This is a genomic window from Maribacter sp., from assembly GCA_020629415.1.
Lineage (GTDB): Bacteria > Bacteroidota > Bacteroidia > Flavobacteriales > Flavobacteriaceae > Maribacter > Maribacter huludaoensis.
This window is the reverse complement of sequence record JAHDDL010000024.1, coordinates 13,974-28,388: the sequence shown is the minus strand read 5'-3', so window position 1 is coordinate 28,388 and position 14,415 is coordinate 13,974. Positions and strand designations below refer to the sequence as shown.

The following is a 14,415-nucleotide window of genomic DNA, read 5'->3' as shown; positions in this document are numbered from 1 at the left end:
ACGATGGCAAAGAAAGGTAATAGAATACAAGTTATATTAGAATGCACTGAGCATAAAGAATCTGGTCAACCAGGTACTTCAAGATATATCACTACCAAAAATAAGAAGAACACTCCTGAGAGATTGGAAATTAAAAAATTCAATCCTATTCTTAAGAGAATGACCGTTCATAAAGAAATTAAATAGATTTTCATTTTAGAGAATCACAAAATAATATAAGTCATGGCTAAGAAGACCGTAGCAAGTTTACAGACAAGTTCTAAAAGATTGACAAAAGCTATAAAAATGGTTAAGTCACCAAAATCAGGTGCTTACGTTTTTGTAGAACAAGTAATGCCACCAGAATTGGTAGATGCTTGGATTGCCAAGAAATAAGAAATATAACTTTTAGTAGTTATTGAGCCCCTTTCCTACGAAAGGGGCTTTTTAATTTTTATATTTGAATAACCATAGGATAAACAATGAGCTTATTTAAAAAAATATTTTCTTCTCAGAAAAAGGAAACCTTGGATAAAGGTTTGGAAAAAACAAAAACTAGCTTTTTTTCTAAGTTAGGAAAGGCAGTTGCCGGTAAGTCTAAAGTAGATGATGACGTATTGGATAATCTTGAAGAGGTACTGGTTTCTTCAGATGTTGGTGTAGATACTACATTAAAGATTATAGAAAGAATAGAAGCAAGGGTTGCTCGTGACAAGTATGTAGGTACAGATGAGCTAAATTCTATTTTAAGAGCTGAAATAGCAGGTCTTCTTTCTGAGACTAACGACAGCGAAACAGGCGATATTCAAATACCAAAAGATAAAAAACCATATGTAATTATGGTAGTTGGTGTAAATGGTGTTGGTAAAACCACCACTATTGGTAAGCTGGCACATAGGTTTAAAAACCAAGGTTTAAAAGTAGTATTAGGTGCTGCGGATACTTTTAGGGCAGCTGCTATTGATCAGTTACAGGTATGGGCAGATAGGGTAGATGTACCTATTGTAAAACAGCAAATGGGTAGTGATCCCGCTTCTGTTGCTTTTGATACCTTAAGTTCTGCCGTTACCCAAGATGCAGATGTGGTTATCATAGATACTGCCGGGCGTTTACATAATAAAATCAACTTAATGAATGAGTTGACCAAGGTTAAACGTGTTATGCAAAAAGTAGTTGAAGATACGCCACATGAAGTATTGTTGGTGCTAGATGGTTCTACGGGACAAAATGCATTTGAGCAGGCAAAACAATTTACAAAAGCAACAGAGGTAACTGCATTGGCAATTACCAAATTAGATGGTACGGCAAAAGGTGGTGTGGTTATCGGTATATCCGATCAATTTAAGATACCGGTGAAGTATATTGGTGTAGGGGAAGGTATTGAAGATTTGCAAGCATTCAATAAGTACGAATTTGTAGATTCATTCTTTAAAATTTAAAATTGAAATACGGCTGGTTCATTTTTCCTCTTTTATTATGTAAACTGAGTTGGGGGCAAATGAACCACCCAAAAGCCAGTCCGTTCTCCAAGATCGAACAACACGTCGGACTCTCTAAAATTACAATAGCATATTCAAGACCATCTGCAAAAGGACGAATCCTGTTCGGAAATCAACCCAACGGTGAACCTGGGCTAGTTCCTAATGGTCGTATCTGGAGGGTTGGTGCCAATGAATCTACTAAAATATCTTTTAGTACAGCTGTTATAATAGATGGTAAAACATTGCCCAAAGGTACCTATGCTTTGTACGCTTTTCCTGAAGAAGACCTGTGGGAAATTACTTTTCATAAAAATATAACACATTGGGGAGATGGTAGGTCAAATTATAATGCGGAAGAAGATGCTTTGCGTATTAAAGTTGTTCCTTCTCATAAAAAAGATTTTCAAGAGACCTTTCTAATTTCATTCGATAATATTAATCATAACGGTGCATCTATGCATTTGAATTGGGGAACAACCCAGATTACTATCCCACTAACATTTGACACTAAGTCTATAATGCAAGAGCAAATAGATGAAATGCTTTCAACTGAACCCACCGCACAAACCTATTACGAAATTGCTAGATATTATCAAGAACAGGGTATGAAGGCTAAAGAAGCTCTTGGCTTTGTTGACAAGGCAATAAAAATGGATGGGGATACCTATTTCTTTCATAGAGTTAAATCCTTATTATTGGCAGATTTAAAAAAGTATAAAGAAGCTATAAAGGCATCTGAGATTTCAATGAAGTTAGCTGAAAAGGAAGGTAAAGATGAATTTGTTCGTTTGAACAAAAATGATATTAATAGCTGGAAAGCACTACAAACTAAAAATAGATAATGGTATGAAAAAGCATGTTTTATTACTGGTCATTATTATATTAAGTGCTTGTAAAAACAAGCAAGAAACTATTAATGAAAATGTAGTTCTTTGGATGCCGTATAATGATTCTACCGAGGTTGCCGCTAATGCCGATCATGAAAATGGGCGTATGCAGTACAAATTGATACAATCTAAAATTTTAGATAAAAATGAAGTGTTTCTACCGCTATATGAAGAAACTTCTAAGGTAACGGAAGCGGAGTATCAGAAGTTGCTCCCTTTGATCTTGGAGCAGGATATTTTTACAATACGTAAACATATTAAAGAAGGCAACCTTACATATGAAAAGCTAGTACTTTTTTATTTATATCGCATCTATAAATATGAGTTGGATAATGCAACTACGTTAAATACGGTCATAGCTTTAAATGAAGATGTAGTAGAACAAGCGCGAGAGTTAGATAGGCTGAATGAGAAAGGGGTAGCAACGCAGACTCAACACCCTATTTATGGTATGCCTATTTTACTGAAGGACAACATAAATACATTGGGTATGAAAACCACTGCAGGTTCAATTACTTTAATGAATAATGAGGTTGATGATTCATTTATAGTTCGGCAATTGAAGAAGAATGGGGCTTTAATTTTAGGTAAGGTCAACTTAAGTGAGTGGGCTTATTTTTTATGCTCGGGCTGTCCCGTGGGCTATAGTGCCTATGGCGGCCAAACGCTTAATCCGTATGGGCGTAAGGTATTTGAGACAGGAGGTTCAAGTTCGGGTAGCGGTACGGCCGTTGCTGCAAATTATGCAGTGGCAGCCGTAGGTACGGAAACTTCAGGTTCAATTTTATCGCCAAGTAGCCAAAATTCCGTAGTTGGTTTAAAACCTACCATTGGTTTGTTGAGTAGATCGGGTATTGTGCCTATTTCCAGTACATTGGATACTCCGGGTCCTATGACAAAGAATGTAAAGGACAATGCCATTTTATTATCTGCTATGTTGGGATATGATGAGTTGGATGCTGCCTCTGTAAAAGAAAATTATCCAGGTATTTTATCGGCAGGCTTACATGCAACACCTTTTTCTGAAATGAGATTAGGTGTAATTGAAGAGTTGGTGCAAACCGATAGTATTTATAAAAAGACCATAGAGGAATTAAAAGAAGCTGGCGCAACAATAGTTGAATTTACTCCACCAGAAGTAGCTATGAACGGTTTTTTAAGTATTTTGAATATAGATATGCGAAATGATTTAAAGTCTTATCTTAAACAACATGCAAATCCTGAATTGGTTAAAATTTCTTCAATTTCAGATGCGGTATCATTCAATAATTTAGATTCGTTATTTAGAATTCCATATGGGCAAGCTTTGTTTGAAGGGATAATTAATGATTCTACCACAACTGCCGAGTTAGAAGAGATAAAATCTAATCTTGAAAAAAATGGACGCACATTCTTTGATAATGCGCTGGATAAATATAAGCTAGATGCCGTATTGTCCATAAATAATTATCATGCGGGTTATGCAGCTGTTGCAAAATATCCGGCCTTAACGGTTCCAATGGGTTATAAAACATCTGGTGAGCCAATTAGTTTAACATTTATAGGAAAACAGTTCTCAGAAGCAAATTTATTGAGATTAGGTAAATCTTATGAAGAAAAGTTTCCAAACCGAGTGTTACCAAAAGACTACCAAAACTAAATTTGATGGCTTAAAATGAAAAGAAGAAGCTTTATAAAAAAGTCTTTTCGGTGGCTAGCGGGTTTGGGTTTACTGACAGGATTATATAGTTGGCAGATAGAACCGTTTTGGATTCAATTTGTGCATCTAAAAATGCCGTTAAGGAATTTGCCAGATGCACTAGTTGGGAAAACGCTAATGCAAATAAGTGATGTTCATATCGGTAATTCTTTTGATTATCAATATATTATAGATGCATTTAAAGAAGCTCAAGAGTTACGCCCAGATTTTGTGGTGTATACTGGCGACTATGTTACCTATGAAGACAATGAGCAAATAACACAATTAAGAGAGGTGTTAAAATTTGTTGTTAAAGGTACTTTGGGTACTATTGGGATATTGGGTAATCATGACTACGGAATTGATTTTGTAGAGGAACCGGTAGCACAAAATATAACAGAGAGTTTAGAAGATGTAGGGGTAACCATGTTGCGTAATGATGCGGTAGAGATTGCCGGACTCAATTTTTTAGGAATGGATGATTTTTGGGGAAGTAATTTTTATCCAGAAAAGACTATAGAAAAATATAACCCCACTAAAGCAAATATTACCCTATGTCATAATCCGGATGTATGTGATCTTCCCGTTTGGAATAATTTTAAAGGTTGGATACTTTCTGGTCATACCCATGGCGGACAGGTTAAACCACCTTTTCTGCCACCACTTATTTTACCTGTTAAAAACAAAAATTATGATGCAGGTATAAAAGATTTAAAAGATGGGAGAACCCTTTACATTAATCGTGCTTTGGGCTGTTTACGACAAGTACGTTTTAATGTTAGGCCAGAAATTACAGTTTTTAAGCTTTTAAAAGAGGTCTAAAGTGATGCTGAATTAATCAATGGATTGAATGACTACATCAGCGCCCAATCTAGATTTGCCGACTAAGCTTGGTTGTGTGTTGTCTTCTAAATGACGGTGGCCCAAAGCAACGGAGAAGAGAACTTTGTGATTTTCAATTTTTAAAATTTCTTTATATTTCTTAGGTTCTATACCTTCCATTGGCGTAGAATCTATTTTCATGGTAGCGCATGCTGCCAAGAAGAACCCTAAAGTAATATATACTTGTTGTGACAGCCAATTTATAGTTTTCTCTTCAGGTTGTGGTTTTACAACTTGCTGGTAAAATTTAATTGAACCTTCATGTAAATTTTCTTCAACGCGTTTTTCAAATTCTTCAAGATTGTCCAATACGCTGAATACTACCAAATGGCTGGCATCTTTAATTTTAGAGGCATTGGAATATGAGGCGTCGGCTAATTGGTCTTTTATCTGTTTGTTAGATACGAAGGTGAACAGCCAAGGTTGGCTGTTTATAGAAGACGGACTTAGTTTTAATATATGCTTTAAATCTTCGATCTGTGAATCGGAAATTTTCTTTGTGGCATCGTATTTTTTGGTCGTATATCTTTCTTCGGCAATGCTTCTAAAATCCATTTTGCAATTTTATACAAAAATAAGCATTGTTACTAGCTAAGTAATAACTAGGTGATCAAGAAGTTACTTAAATAAATACAAATGCTATTGCTCCATGATGGCATTTAGTAATTCCCAAATTTCATTATCAAAACTAGAAGGTCCTAAAAGTTCTTCGTTGCTTGCTCCGCCCATGCGTACAACTACCAAATCTAAACTTGGTACCATATATAATTTCTGGTCGTTAAGTCCAAGTCCGGCATATAGATCGTCAGGTGCATTGGGTATTAGGCTACCGGAGTATTCATCTATGGTGCTTGGTAATCTAAAGCTACTTTTGCCATTTAACCAATAGAGATAACCGTAAGAAAGATTTAAATTTTGCGAAGTGTTTGTCATGGCATTAAAGTAATCTTGGTCATCGAGAATTGAAATTCCGTCCCAGTTACCTTTAGTTAAATTAAGAATGCCAAAACGTGCCATACTTCTTGCAGAACTAAAGAACACATTGTTGTATCCAATTTCAAGAAACAAGCCTTGCATACCAATGGGTTCTTTTATTTTTTTTGAGAAATATGAATTAAAATCGGTTTCCGTGGCATTTGCAATGACATTATCTAGCAAGGTATACGGTGCATTATGGTAATACCAGAAAGTGCTTGGTTCGTTTAAATAATTCAAACATTGGGGCTCGGTACAAAAAATATCATCTACGGTATAATCTAGACCGGTAGTCATGGTCAATTGATTTTTTATGGTGATGTTCATTTCTTGTTCTAAAGGCAAATTAGACCAGCCTTCACCTAAATGTGTAGAAGTTGCATCCGTAATATCCAAATACCCTTCTTCTTGGGCGATACCTGTTAACATGGCGGTTAAATTTTTTCCAGCGGAATTCCAGGCATGGTTATCATCGGACTTAAAATCACCAAAGTATTTTTCAATCACTATGCGCCCATTTTTTAACACTATAAAGGCATCGGTATTGTTATTTTCCAAAAAGAAATAGAGGTTGCTTAGTTCATCTTCGTTCCATCCTAAGTTTTCCATTGATATGGTTTCCCATTCATTAGATCGTGATATAGGAGGGAAATAGGTTTCTGTGGGTATTGCTGCCGTTACCGGGGGTGTACCGCTCTTTCCGGTCTCTGAACTAGGTTCAGAATCACTGGAGCACGATGCTATAATTAGAGATAGGGCAAACAGCCTGAAATATTGGGAGAATTTCATGGTTAATTTAAGATTTGGGTGTACATAAACTGCAATCAAATAAAGATTACAAGTAAATTTGTCCATATCTAACGTTTTTAAATAGCCAAATCGTATTTTTGCACCCCAATTTAAATTATGAGGACAAAAACTCTTAAGAAGAACAAAATCAACGTAGTAACTCTAGGTTGTTCAAAGAATGTTTATGATTCTGAAGTACTCATGGGCCAATTAAAGGCCAACGACAAAGAAGTTGTACATGAAGAAGAAGGAAATATAGTTGTAATTAACACCTGTGGTTTTATTGCCAATGCAAAAGAGGAAAGTGTTAATACCATTTTAGAATATGTTCAAAAGAAAGAAGTAGGTGCAGTAGATAAGGTTTTTGTTACCGGTTGCTTGAGCGAGCGTTACAAACCAGATTTGCAAAAAGAGATTCCTAATGTAGATGAGTATTTTGGTACAAGCGAGTTACCGGGACTATTAAGAGCTTTAGGTGCAGATTATAAGCATGAATTAATTGGAGAACGATTAACGACGACACCCAAAAATTATGCTTATTTAAAAATTGCGGAAGGTTGTGATCGTCCATGTTCTTTCTGTGCAATTCCACTGATGAGAGGTAAGCATAAAAGCACACCTATAGAAGAATTGGTTACAGAAGCGGAAAAGCTTGCCGCCAAAGGTGTAAAGGAGCTTATTTTGATTGCTCAAGATTTAACGTATTACGGATTAGATTTATATAAGAAAAGAAATCTAGCCGAGCTTTTAGAAGCCTTGGTAAAGGTAGAAGGTATAGAGTGGATACGTTTACATTATGCATTTCCGGCTGGTTTTCCAATGGATGTGCTAGATGTAATGAATAGGGAACCCAAGGTTTGTAACTATTTGGATATTCCATTGCAGCATATATCTGACCGTATTCTTAAAAGTATGCGCAGAGGTACCACAGAAGCTAAAACTACCAAGTTACTTAAGGAATTTAGGGCAGCGGTACCTGAAATGACCATTAGGACTACATTGATAGTTGGGTACCCTGGTGAAACAGAAGAAGATTTTGAGATTCTTAAAAACTGGGTAACCGCTATGCGTTTTGAACGTTTGGGTTGTTTTACCTACAGTCATGAAGAAAATACTCATGCTTATACTTTAGTAGACGATGTTCCGGAAGAAGTAAAACAAGAGCGTGCTAATATTATCATGGAAATACAATCTCAAATATCTTGGGAATTGAACCAAAAGAAAGTAGGGGAGACGTTTCGTTGTATTATAGATCGTAAAGAAGGAAACCACTTTATCGGAAGAACCGAGTTTGATTCGCCAGATGTGGATAACGAGGTTTTAATAGATGCTACTAAGCACTACGTAAAGCAGGGAGAGTTTGTAAATGTAAAGATTACGGAAGCGGCTGACTTTGACCTTTACGGAGAGCCAGTTGTGTAATTAATTAAATAGAAATCCCACTCTAAAACCGCCCCAATTGGCAGAATTACCAGAGGTAAATTCTTTGGTAATCGTTGTTCGAGTATATTCTAAATACAGTTTTCGGTATTTGAGTATGAGTCCGTAGTCGACTTGTGCGGTCAACCTTTCTATATTTTTCGAAGAAATGGTATAAGGATTGTCATTGGTGAAAATGCCGCCTTGCAAGGTGGCATCAAAACCAACTACATTAACGGTTGGTTGTACAAAAGCATAAAATTTAAACTTCGATGGTGTACTGTTTCTAGAAAACGGATCATTTAATAGTCCGACAGTAGAATTAAATCCCACCGATGCATTTGTAAATAAGGTTCCTAGTTGTAGTGAAGATATTGCTTGTGCATTTACTATGTTTTTATAATTAAAAATTTGTTTCTCGTAGCCAATTTCATAATTCAACACTAAATCGTTCTGGATTTGATTATCCCAACCACCGGGAGTTTTGTTTTCGATAAGTTTATGAATTGCTGTTTGCATTTCTTTACCAAATGCCCCTGGACCAATAAGTCCTAAGCTTAATGATTGAGATAGTCTTGATTTGGTAATGGTATCTGTTGCAACAACAAAACTCTTAAAGTAGATAGCTGCGGCAAAAGGTCTATCATCAAGTTGTATGTCAGAATTTACAAAATCACTCGGTGTATAGCCAATATGCTCTAATGCTAATCCGTAGGTAAAGTAATTACCTTTTATCTTGAAGATTATATGGTTTACCGGGTTCTGGGATAAGCTTGGATCCACATACTCAAAACTATAACCTTGTGTTTAATTTTTATCTGATTCAGCGAAGAAATCATTGTCATAATTAAATCGGAAATACCTTTCACTACCCATATCTCTAAAGGAGACAAGATGGTCTATTTTTTGACTTAAAAGAACCGTTGGAGGTAGGAGCAGTAATAGAATATAATATTTCATCACACTACTTACGTTATAATTTCATGAAGGTTTTGCCTATTAATAAGTAAAATTAAATCAACCACCTTTACATCATATTATAATTTATATAACAATGGTTTAATTGTTGATTCCCAGATCAGAGAGAGGTGAATAAAATATAGGTCAAGCAAACTATGGAGAACTGTTTGTAGATTTTAATTTAGCGTATTTTCGGAATGATTTTTTTACTAAAACCATTAAAGCTCTTTCTTTACCATCCCAATAGTGAAGTAGCCTAATAGGGCAATTACTATCCCAATGATAAGCCACAACCACCATTTGTTTTCAAAAAGAGGGTCTGTTGTTTCGGTTTGGGGTTTTGGTATTTCTTCCACACTGCCAAAATTTAGTTTTGTAATGGTGTCAGGTAATGAAACGGTGGTTTTGGTAATATCGTAATTGGGAAAATTACCGTTCTGTTTGCCATAAACTAAATAATATGTAGCCGGTTCTGTAAAACGTGTGGTCAAAGTATGCACATAACCTTTTACATTGGTCCCTGATATTTTTAAAGGCTGATTGTCATTGTTTACAACAATTACTCGAACTTTATTTGCTAAGGTTCCAGGTAGTTGAAAACTATTATTTTCCATGGATGAAAGTGTCCTGGTAGCTAATGGTCTATAGTTGTAATAGAATCCTTTATCCGTTTTTACACTATCTGCTAAATATTGAATAGAAATAGATCGGTAATAATCAATTTTGTCATCAACTGTTAATTCTAATAAGTTTAATGGAACGCGTTTATTTAGTTCAATATCTATTATTGTTTTCTTTTCCTCTTGTGAAACCTTAAAGGATTGTATGATATAATTACGATATTCTGCAGCTTTTTTTGCTTTTTTAGAGATAGTTACTGATGCCAGATTCGGTTTTTCGGTACTTCTGATCAGTATTCTGTAGTATCTATAATTTGCATCTGGAAACTTTAATGTGGTAAACGAATAGTTTGTCTGGTCATTATTAATCGATAAAATGCGATAGTCTTCTAAAATAGTGAACCATTGTTTTTGATGTTGACTTCCTTCAAGGGTAATTTCCCAATTAAAATTAAGGTCTTCAATGTTTAATAGAATCTCATTAATAGTTTCTTTCTGGGGCAGTTCGTAGGTATAGTAATAACCTTTTTGGGTATTGACGCTGTTCAATAAATTAAAGGATATCTCTGAATTAGAATTTTCTGCTTTAGAAACTTTGTGAAGGTAAGGTGCTTCAATAGTATCGTTAGCGGTGACCCCATAAATACGAATGTCACTCATATTGGTATTCACTTCTGAAAATACATCATTTGGTATTTCTATGGCATGCCATTGACTGTCTATTCCTTTTAATTCTATTTTTTTGGAATAGGAATCCATCTGTGCGAAACAAAATGAAATCGACAGAATAGCAATTATGGTTAGAAAACTATTTAGTTTCATCAGAAATAATGTGTTTGTATTTATTATAAAGAAATGAAATAATCAATAATAATACTCCTAATGACACAAATACAATGGTCTTAGAAATAGTGTTCAACGATGATATGTCATAGAAAAACAATTTGATCAAAGTAATAGAGAATAGGGCAATAGCACCAATACGTAGGTGTTTTTTCTTTTTCCAAATACCAAGACCGATCAATAAAAGGGCATAAACACCCCAAAGTATGCTAAGACCTAATTTATAAGACTGATCAGATCCGGATATATCCATCCAATTTAATAATTCGCTACTTGAAACCCATATAATGGTGGTATGCATTAGAATTTCAAACGGAATTTTAGTATTGAATTTTAAATACTCTTGCTGTGCTAATTTATAAATGGCGAATAGAAGAAATGTAAGAAATGCAAAAGAAATATAGCGTATGTATATGTTATATGCTCCTACATTATAAAATTCCGTAAGTTGCTGGGTTAGGTAATTTTCACGCAGCTCGCTTAAGGTATAAAGTCCGTTTGTAAGGAATATGAAAGTTGTTAAAAGCGCAGCGCCTAAGGCTACAATACCTAATATCTTGTTTTTGATTTTTAAAATATGTACAAAACTTAAAACGCCAAAGAAAAACATGGTATAAAGAATTAACCAAATAGCTTCAAAATCTTTGAGATTGTAGTTGTATTCAGGGTATTGGCCAGATGTACTTGATATTTCAATTTTAGATAACTGAAAGGCATTGTTCCAATACTGTTCAATTTCAAGATAGAATGCAAAGTAGAGGGTTCCTATGAACAGAGCGGGAATACCAAAGGTCATTAGCTGTTGAACTATTGAAGGTTTTTCAGTGCTGAATTTTGTTTGTATCCAACTCATGAATCCAAATACGGCAACGCAAAGTATAGATGTTAAAAACGTAGTGTTTAATAATAGATTCCATTCATCTTTAGTATTCATATAAGAGTACCTTGCTGCCCAGTCCATGGTTAAACTAAAGAATGCTAGAGCAACTAAAATATAGGATAGATATTCATAGAATTTGACTTTTTTGGTGCGTCCTATCCAAAATAATAAAGCGGCTTCAAAAGCCCAGAATAACGTTACCCAATTGCCATCTAACTGAACAGGGACCGCTATGGTAATAAACGTAAGTACAAACCCAGATGTTAAGAAGAACAGCTTTCGGTCGGCTAATTTTCTTTTGAAGATAATTACCGTTATTACAAAATGAATAAATGCATTCAATAGGGTGAATAAGCCTAGGTAAAACTCTCCGCCTTTATAATCATAGAGCCAAGCAATACCAAAGCCGTAAAAGATGAACGAGTTTAGCATGATCAGAATAATATCTGCAACTTGAAATTTCTCTGATTTAATTAATTTAAAAGCTAAGAATGTGGCATAGAACAAAAAGAAGAATATTGCTAAGAAGCTAAAGCCCATAATAAAATCTTCATCATAACTTGAGAATGCGTACCACGATCCGTAAATAAGCCATGTAAAGGTGAAGGCAACGTAGTAAAGAGCTTTCCAGTATTTTTTAAATGAAATTGCCAAAAGACCAACATTGATCAAAGCAATGTAACTGAATAGGGCGGTAGCGTTACCAGAATCGTTACTTAATAAAAAAGGAACGCCGTAAGCGCCTACAAGACCAACATGTGCAATGATCTGCTTATTATAGTTGATGGCCGCAACCACACCAAAAACGGTAAATAGAAGCATTAGGCCAAAAGCTGCTATTTGCGGGAATAGCCCATAAAGATCGTATGCCAAATAAGTTAAAAAATAAAGAATAGCCAATGCACCGCTCACCAAAACAGCGCTATAACTCTCATATTTGGCTTTTAATTTAAATCCGAATCCTAAAAGGCCCAAGCCTACCAAATAGCCAAGAATAATTCTGGTAAGCGGACTAATTAAATTATTTTCAATAGAGTATTTTGCGCCGATACCAACACCTATTACGGTAATCAATATCCCTATTTTATTAATTAGGTTTTCACCAATGAACTTCTCTAGGTTAGATTTGCCTTTTTGAAGCTTTATTATCTTTTCAGGAATCTTTTTAGGCTCTTCTTGTATAGAAGCAATTTCTATTGGAGCTTGAACAGGAGTGGGTGTTTCAATTTCAACTGCTTTATCAATTAATGCATCCTCTTTTTCAATAGTAACTTCTGAAGATTTAGTGGTATGTTCAGAAGTATTTTCGTTGAATTTTATTGCCTGTGTATTTCTAAGAATTTGAATATCCCTACGAATTTCATTTACCTCAATATTAAAGTCTTGCTGCTTTTTTAAAAGCAGTTCTAACTTTTGCATTAATGCATTTATTTGCTCTTGGTCGTTTGGCATTGGTGGTGGTTTTTGCACTAATAGCTCAGTGTCTTATATTTTAAACGTAAAACATGCAAATATGTTGGAAAGAGTGCCATGCAACCATAAAATAAAATATCCCTGAAACAATTAACGTTGCTTCAGGGATATCTAATCCAGTTGATTTTTAATTTAATTACTTTTCAAAATATAAATAAATATACATGGCCATTCCAAATTCTGTAGTATCGGTAGATACCAAACGCCAGCCATTTTTAGCGTATTCGTTTAATTTTTCTTGAATTGCTTTGTTAGATGATTTCGCTAAATGATTTTTATCAAACGTAAATTTCGAATAGAAAATAAGCGTTTCAACTTTATACTCTTTCATATTTTTTTATTTAACCATGAATAAGGCATTGGCAAAAAATAGTTTTCCATTTTCCCAAAAACCTCTAAATAAAGGATTGTCTACCATGTAAATTACTTGACCGCGACCCATATCCTCGGTACCGAAGATTAAGGTTTCGGCAATCTTTTTCTTTGCTTCGCTACCGGCAAAACCAGATACAGGTTCGTTGGCGCCATCACTTAAATAAACAGCACTTCCGTTTTCTAGATAATTATAGGAACGTGCACCTAGTTTAAGGGTGAAATAAGTATCGTTATACCCATATGCCAAAGGATTTGTGTTATCTACGGTAGCCTTAAAAATAGCTCCTGTAATAGCTGATTTGATCTGTTCTCTTTCAGAAATTTCATAAGATTCAATTGTGGAAGAAGAATCTTTCGGCATTTCTTTTTCGGAAATTTCAAAATCTTTGTCCGATGCTGTAATTCCGTCAATTGCTCCGCCCATGGCAATAAGTTTACCGCCATTTTTTACCCATTCCTTAATTTTTTCTTTATTGTAAGAGCTTAAAAAACTGTTGTACCCACGACCGTCAGGTAGTATTAAGATATTATATTTAGCAAGGTTGACACGGTCAAAATAGGCTTCGTCCAATACAGAAATCGGGTAGTCTAGTTGTTGTTCAAAAAAGTTCCATATTTCTCCAAAGCGAAGCGTTGAAGTAGGCTTTCCAGATAGTACGGCAATGTTTAAATTCTGAATTACATCAACATACCCAGAGCCAAAATCTTTACCGCTTTCAACAAAACCTGTGTTGGTGGAAATTAAATTTTTAGAGTGATTGGTAGATGCTGTTTTAAGAACCTCATTAAAGTTTTTTAGGTGCTTGTTATCACCTTTTGTTATAATTAATGTACCGCGATCATGAGAAATACCGTCTAAGGTAAAAGGCTTATGTGCGTAACGTACACGCACATTGTTACGTAATAATTCTGCCAGAAATCTAGCATCTTTCATACTGTTCCAGTCTGCTAAATAGGCATACTTGTCAGCATCAAAACTAGTTGCTACAGGTTTATTTAGTACGGAAGATGAGCCGTTTAAATTGCTTTCGCTGGCAATAGCATCCAATCCGTATGCGTAAGGTAAGGACCATGCAGTAATATCATAGGTAACAGAATCACTTAATTTTGCCATTGGTTCAAATAATACCTTGACCAAGGTACTTTTTGGCTGGTTTGATGAAATTACTAAACT

At 35.0% G+C, this 14,415-nt stretch carries 12 protein-coding genes and 2 pseudogenes; 7 read left to right on the top strand and 7 right to left on the bottom strand.

Annotated elements, in window-relative coordinates; genetic code table 11:
- Positions 1-3 precede the first annotated feature (3 nt).
- The 6 genes from rpmG to QZ657_RS10920 all read left to right on the top strand — a co-directional run bounded on the left by rpmG (position 4) and on the right by QZ657_RS10920 (position 4,847).
- The gene (rpmG, locus tag QZ657_RS10945) at positions 4-186 is read left to right on the top strand and encodes a 50S ribosomal protein L33 (RefSeq protein ID WP_058105695.1); all 183 of its coding nucleotides are present in this window, start codon (positions 4-6) and stop codon (positions 184-186) included.
- A 36-nt stretch (positions 187-222) separates the two neighbouring features.
- The gene (locus QZ657_RS10940; RefSeq protein ID WP_071340023.1) at positions 223-375 is read left to right on the top strand and encodes a DUF4295 domain-containing protein; all 153 of its coding nucleotides are present in this window, start codon (positions 223-225) and stop codon (positions 373-375) included.
- 86 nt (positions 376-461) lie between these two features.
- The gene (ftsY, locus tag QZ657_RS10935; protein ID WP_276472630.1) at positions 462-1,418 is read left to right on the top strand and encodes a signal recognition particle-docking protein FtsY; all 957 of its coding nucleotides are present in this window, start codon (positions 462-464) and stop codon (positions 1,416-1,418) included.
- A 59-nt stretch (positions 1,419-1,477) separates the two neighbouring features.
- Complete coding sequence (locus QZ657_RS10930; RefSeq protein WP_291966901.1) at positions 1,478-2,302, top strand: DUF2911 domain-containing protein; 825 nt, start codon at positions 1,478-1,480, stop codon at positions 2,300-2,302.
- A gap of 4 nt (positions 2,303-2,306) precedes the next feature.
- Positions 2,307-3,986 carry an amidase family protein gene (locus QZ657_RS10925; protein WP_291966879.1) on the top strand — a complete coding sequence of 560 codons (1,680 nt, stop codon included), beginning with the start codon at positions 2,307-2,309 and terminating at the stop codon, positions 3,984-3,986.
- A gap of 15 nt (positions 3,987-4,001) precedes the next feature.
- The gene (locus QZ657_RS10920) at positions 4,002-4,847 is read left to right on the top strand and encodes a metallophosphoesterase (protein ID WP_291966877.1); all 846 of its coding nucleotides are present in this window, start codon (positions 4,002-4,004) and stop codon (positions 4,845-4,847) included.
- A 12-nt stretch (positions 4,848-4,859) separates the two neighbouring features.
- Here the strand turns inward: QZ657_RS10920 and QZ657_RS10915 are convergent, their stop codons facing one another.
- Both QZ657_RS10915 and QZ657_RS10910 read right to left on the bottom strand, forming a co-directional pair.
- On the bottom strand, positions 4,860-5,462 hold the full coding sequence (locus QZ657_RS10915) for an NAD(P)H-dependent oxidoreductase (protein WP_291966876.1): 603 nt from the start codon (positions 5,460-5,462) through the stop codon (positions 4,860-4,862).
- An 84-nt stretch (positions 5,463-5,546) separates the two neighbouring features.
- Positions 5,547-6,737 carry a serine hydrolase domain-containing protein gene (locus QZ657_RS10910; protein ID WP_291960694.1) on the bottom strand — a complete coding sequence of 397 codons (1,191 nt, stop codon included), beginning with the start codon at positions 6,735-6,737 and terminating at the stop codon, positions 5,547-5,549.
- Between the two features lie 51 nt (positions 6,738-6,788).
- On the opposite strand from QZ657_RS10910, the gene rimO reads away from it, so the two are divergent.
- Positions 6,789-8,093 carry a 30S ribosomal protein S12 methylthiotransferase RimO gene (gene rimO, locus QZ657_RS10905; RefSeq protein ID WP_291966874.1) on the top strand — a complete coding sequence of 435 codons (1,305 nt, stop codon included), beginning with the start codon at positions 6,789-6,791 and terminating at the stop codon, positions 8,091-8,093.
- Here rimO and QZ657_RS10900 read toward each other — a convergent pair.
- From QZ657_RS10900 to QZ657_RS10880, 5 genes and pseudogenes are all read right to left on the bottom strand, one after another.
- Positions 8,094-8,885: pseudogene (locus QZ657_RS10900) on the bottom strand (lipid A deacylase LpxR family protein); the annotation flags it as partial.
- 383 nt (positions 8,886-9,268) lie between these two features.
- On the bottom strand, positions 9,269-10,429 hold the full coding sequence (locus tag QZ657_RS10895) for a DUF3999 family protein (protein ID WP_291966872.1): 1,161 nt from the start codon (positions 10,427-10,429) through the stop codon (positions 9,269-9,271).
- Between the two features lie 49 nt (positions 10,430-10,478).
- Complete coding sequence (locus tag QZ657_RS10890; protein WP_291966870.1) at positions 10,479-12,845, bottom strand: DUF2339 domain-containing protein; 2,367 nt, start codon at positions 12,843-12,845, stop codon at positions 10,479-10,481.
- 157 nt (positions 12,846-13,002) lie between these two features.
- A complete protein-coding gene (locus QZ657_RS10885) occupies positions 13,003-13,197 on the bottom strand; it encodes a DUF4177 domain-containing protein (protein WP_276472640.1) in 195 nt (64 codons plus the stop codon).
- Positions 13,198-13,203: 6 nt separating this feature from the next.
- Positions 13,204-14,415: pseudogene (locus QZ657_RS10880) on the bottom strand (zinc carboxypeptidase); the annotation flags it as partial.

What these genes read in the sequence shown, in the direction of transcription:
- QZ657_RS10910 (WP_291960694.1), bottom strand. Translation starts at nt 6,737, where the DNA reads ATGGACAAATTTACTTGTAATCTTTATTTGATTGCAGTTTATGTACAC.
- QZ657_RS10925 (WP_291966879.1), top strand. Translation starts at nt 2,307, where the DNA reads ATGAAAAAGCATGTTTTATTACTGGTCATTATTATATTAAGTGCTTGT.
- ftsY (WP_276472630.1), top strand. Translation starts at nt 462, where the DNA reads ATGAGCTTATTTAAAAAAATATTTTCTTCTCAGAAAAAGGAAACCTTG.
- rimO (WP_291966874.1), top strand. Translation starts at nt 6,789, where the DNA reads ATGAGGACAAAAACTCTTAAGAAGAACAAAATCAACGTAGTAACTCTA.
- QZ657_RS10920 (WP_291966877.1), top strand. Translation starts at nt 4,002, where the DNA reads ATGAAAAGAAGAAGCTTTATAAAAAAGTCTTTTCGGTGGCTAGCGGGT.
- QZ657_RS10895 (WP_291966872.1), bottom strand. Translation starts at nt 10,429, where the DNA reads ATGGATTCCTATTCCAAAAAAATAGAATTAAAAGGAATAGACAGTCAA.
- rpmG (WP_058105695.1), top strand. Translation starts at nt 4, where the DNA reads ATGGCAAAGAAAGGTAATAGAATACAAGTTATATTAGAATGCACTGAG.
- QZ657_RS10940 (WP_071340023.1), top strand. Translation starts at nt 223, where the DNA reads ATGGCTAAGAAGACCGTAGCAAGTTTACAGACAAGTTCTAAAAGATTG.
- QZ657_RS10885 (WP_276472640.1), bottom strand. Translation starts at nt 13,197, where the DNA reads ATGAAAGAGTATAAAGTTGAAACGCTTATTTTCTATTCGAAATTTACG.
- QZ657_RS10930 (WP_291966901.1), top strand. Translation starts at nt 1,478, where the DNA reads ATGAACCACCCAAAAGCCAGTCCGTTCTCCAAGATCGAACAACACGTC.
- QZ657_RS10890 (WP_291966870.1), bottom strand. Translation starts at nt 12,845, where the DNA reads ATGCCAAACGACCAAGAGCAAATAAATGCATTAATGCAAAAGTTAGAA.
- QZ657_RS10915 (WP_291966876.1), bottom strand. Translation starts at nt 5,462, where the DNA reads ATGGATTTTAGAAGCATTGCCGAAGAAAGATATACGACCAAAAAATAC.